The organism is Limnospira sp. PMC 1279.21, from assembly GCF_032349615.1.
Classification (GTDB): Bacteria; Cyanobacteriota; Cyanobacteriia; order Cyanobacteriales; family Microcoleaceae; genus Limnospira; species Limnospira fusiformis.
Genome location: NZ_JARPLU010000058.1, coordinates 23,571 through 27,612 on the forward strand (window position 1 = coordinate 23,571; position 4,042 = coordinate 27,612).

Below are 4,042 nucleotides of genomic sequence, written 5' to 3' on the forward strand. Positions count from 1 at the left end.
TCGCTTTTGAGTGCATCAGTGTGATGGTACAATGGGGGCTCAAGTTCCCGGTTCCCCATTGGGAAACAAACCCCGTTGGGCTGGGGGAAGTTGGGTTTCGCTGCGCTTCACCCAACCTACTAAAGCGCACAAGCCACCCGAAAACCGCAGCTGAAGTAGAGGAGGTCTGAGCCGCCCCTGTCGCGGGCGGCACAACGGCAGTTTACTGGATTGCTGTACCACGAACCGCCGCGCAGCACTACTTTTGTTGTGTCTGGTCTGCTTGCCAAAAGGTTGACTAAATATTCAACAATATTTTGACCACGATTATCGTTGCCATAATCCCACACACGACCATCCGAAGGCGCACCATTGTAGCTGTCGTGCCAGGGGTCAGCGCACCATTCCCAAACATTTCCGTGGATATCATACAAGCCAAAGGCGTTGGCGTGTTGAAACTGACCGACGGGGGTGGTTTTTTTGCGGGAGGCTCCCTTGGGTTCTGAGCTATAGGTGTAGTTGCCATCGTAGTTGGCGAGGTCGGTGGTCAGGGTATCACCGACATGAAAGGGGCTAGTTCTTCCGGCGCGGGCTGCATATTCCCACTCGGCTTCACTGGGTAATCGGTAGGGTTTGCCGATTCTTTTCGAGAGGCGGGCGCACCACTCGATTACATCATACCATGAAACTTTTTCAACCGGAAGATTTAATCCGGCAAATTTGGAGGGGTTATAGTTGAGGTCTCGTTGGAGTTTGGGGAAACTAGCCACTTGTCGCCATTGTTCTTGGGTAACCGGATATTTTCCCATGAGGAAGGGTTTAATCGTGACTCGGTGTTGGGGTCTTTCATCATAAGAACTTCCAGCTTCACCACTCGGCGCACCCATAATAAAGGTTCCCCCCGGAATTAGCACCATCTCCAGAGTCACCCCATTTCCCAGGTCTTCGATAATACATTCAGCCTGACCGGGACGGCGGTTAATTTCTCGGCCCTTTGAATTGACCGTAACGATATCAAATTCAAACTTCTGGGTGGAGGCTTTAGGCGGTGTTTTAATGACTACAGGTGGGGGAGTTATCTTCTTTATCTTCTGAATTCGGATCTGTTTATCCTCAGCATATCGCGGCATTCGGATATCACCAGCATATCGCGGCTTTAAATCTGCCCACACTTCCGCTACAGATTGATAGCGTTTTTTAAAGACTGTCTCAACCAAACGGTCTAATATTTTACCTAATTTATCACTCACCTGATTGCCATTTAAATGCTCACGCCACACCCATTGTGCTTCTAAGGGGTCATATAAATTCGACGGACTCACTTGGGTTAGCAGGTATAAACAAGTCACCCCTAAACTATATAAATCACTCCCATATTGAGGTTTTCCCATAGCCTGTTCCGGGGCGCAATATGCCGCCGAACCGATAACCGTTCCCGTGACGCTCATAGATGTGCGCTGCACCTGTTTAGATGCTCCAAAATCCACTAGGACTAACTTGTTATCACTGGCGCGTCTAATGATGTTTTCCGGTTTAATATCCCGGTGAATTACTTTATGTTTGTGGACGAAATCCAAAACTGGCAATAAATCCTTGAGCAGGGAACTGATTTGATTTTCGCTAAAAGTCCCTTGATTATCTAACTCCTGTTGTAGGGTGTCTCCTTCGATAAATTCCTGAATTAAATATTGACGGTTATCAGCCGTAAAATAAGCCAAAAGTTCCGGGATTTGGGAATGTTTGCCGAGGAGTTCTAAACGTTGGGCTTCTTGGTCGAATAATTGGGCGGCTTTTTCTAGGGTAGCGGTTCCTTGCGCCTGGGGAAGGAATTGCTTAATCACGCAGGGAGGTTTAGAAGGTTTGAAGTCATCCACTGCCAGAAATGTGCGTCCGAACCCACCTTGTCCGAGGATGCTTTTAGCATAGTAGCGTTCTGCCAGTCGGAGTTTACTGCCACATTTTTGGCAAAACTGGGAACCGTCGGGGTTGATGTGGAGGCAGTCTGGGTTGAGACACTGGCTCATAATCAGGATGGTTATTGATACCTGATTCTACATTACCATAAATGCCCAAAATTAACCGGCTTTTTCACAGACACCTGATTTATCACGGCTGGGAAAGTTGGGTTGCGCTGCGCTTCACCCAACCTACTAAAGCGCTACCCGAAAACCGCTGTTGCGGCCGAAGCTGTCCGGGTAGTCCATGACGCGGTTGGCACAACGGCAGCTCACAGGAAAGTTTAGCCACGAACCGCCGCGCAGCACCCTCATGTCTTTTGTCCCTTTTTCCAAAAAATCGACTAAATGTTCAATAATGTTTTCATAACGATTATCGTTACCATAATCCCACACTCGCCCGTCCGAGGGAGCGCCACCATAGCCTTCGTGCCAGGGGTCAGCGCACCATTCCCAAATATTCCCGTGGATATCATACAAGCCAAAGGCGTTGGCGTGTTGAAACTGACCGACGGGGGTGGTTTTTTTGCGGTAGGCTCCCCTCGGTCCTGAGCTATAGCTGTAGCCGCCATCGTAGTTGGCGAGGTCCGTCGTCAGGGTATCACCGACATGAAAGGGGCTAGTGGTTCCGGCGCGGGCTGCATATTCCCACTCGGCTTCACTGGGCAATCGGTAGGGTTTGCCAATTCTTTTCGAGAGGCGATCGCACCACTCCATTACATCATACCAAAAAACTTTTTCAACCGGAAGATTTAATCCTTTAAAATATGAGGGGTCTAGGCTCAAGTCCCGTTGGAGTTTGGGGAAACTAGCCACTTGTCGCCATTGTGCTTGGGTAACCGGATATTTCCCCATTAGGAAGGGTTTAATCGTGACTTGGTGTTGGGGTCTTTCAGCATTAGAACTTCTAGGTTCACCACTCGACGCACCCATAATAAAGGTTCCTCCCGGAATTAGCACCATCTCCAGAGTTACACTATTTCCCAGGTCTTCGATAATACATTCAGCCTGACCGGGACGACGGTTAATTTCTCGACCCATTGAATTGACCGTAACGATATCAAATTCAAACTTCTGGGTTACCGGTTTGCCAGTTGTATTGGGAGTCTGTTTAACAGTCTCTGGGATGACGGTTTGAGGACTTGTTGGGTTGGGCGATTTCCCATAATATCGCCGTAAATCTTCCCAAACTTCCGCTACAGATTGATAGCGTTTGTTAAACACTGTCTCAACCAAACGGTCTAAGATTTTGCCTAGTTTCTCACTCAACTGATTGTCATTTAAATGCTCACGCCACACCCATTGTAATTCTAAGGGGTCATATAAATTCGACGGACTCACTTGGGTTAGCAGGTATAAACAAGTCACCCCTAAACTATATAAATCACTCCCATATTGAGGTTTTCCCATAGCCTGTTCCGGGGCGCAATATGCCGCCGAACCGATAACCGTTCCCGTGACGCTCATAGATGTGCGCTGCACCTGTTTAGATGCTCCAAAATCCACTAGGACTAACTTGTTATCACTGGCTCGTCTAATGATGTTTTCCGGTTTAATATCCCGGTGAATTACTTGATTTTGGTGGACGAAATCCAAAACTGGCAATAAATCCTTTAGCAGCGAAATGATTTGATTTTCGGTAAAAGCGCCTTGATTATCTAACTCCTGTTGTAGGGTTTCTCCTTCGATAAATTCCTGAATTAAATATTGACGGTTATCAGCCGTAAAATAAGCCAAAAGTTCCGGGATTTGGGAATGTTTGCCGAGGAGTTCTAAACGTTGGGCTTCTTGGTCGAATAATTGGGCGGCTTTTTCTAGGGTAGCGGTTCCTTGCGCCTGGGGAAGGAATTGCTTAATCACGCAGGGAGGTTTAGAAGGTTTGAAGTCATCCACTGCCAGAAATGTGCGTCCGAACCCACCTTGTCCGAGGATGCTTTTAGCATAGTAGCGTTCTGCCAGTCGGAGTTTACTGCCACATTTTTGGCAAAACTGGGAACCGTCGGGGTTGATGTGGAGGCAGTCTGGGTTGAGACACTGGCTCATAATCAGGAGGGTTATTGATACCTGATTCTACATTACCATAAATGCCGAAAATTAACCGGCTTTTA

The 4,042-nt window shown here is 47.8% G+C and carries 2 protein-coding genes; both read right to left on the reverse strand.

Annotated features, from left to right (window positions below; genetic code table 11):
- Nucleotides 1-119: 119 nt before the first annotated feature.
- A complete protein-coding gene (locus tag P5683_RS11065) occupies nucleotides 120-2,003 on the reverse strand; it encodes an SUMF1/EgtB/PvdO family nonheme iron enzyme (RefSeq protein ID WP_315669442.1) in 1,884 nt (627 codons plus the stop codon).
- Nucleotides 2,004-2,129: 126 nt separating this feature from the next.
- The gene (locus P5683_RS11070; RefSeq protein WP_315669443.1) at nucleotides 2,130-3,977 is read right to left on the reverse strand and encodes an SUMF1/EgtB/PvdO family nonheme iron enzyme; all 1,848 of its coding nucleotides are present in this window, start codon (nucleotides 3,975-3,977) and stop codon (nucleotides 2,130-2,132) included.
- Between the last annotated feature and the right edge of the window lie 65 nt (nucleotides 3,978-4,042).

Coding starts and splice junctions, on each gene's coding strand:
- P5683_RS11065 (WP_315669442.1), bottom strand. CDS start 2,003: ATGAGCCAGTGTCTCAACCCAGACTGCCTCCACATCAACCCCGACGGT.
- P5683_RS11070 (WP_315669443.1), bottom strand. CDS start 3,977: ATGAGCCAGTGTCTCAACCCAGACTGCCTCCACATCAACCCCGACGGT.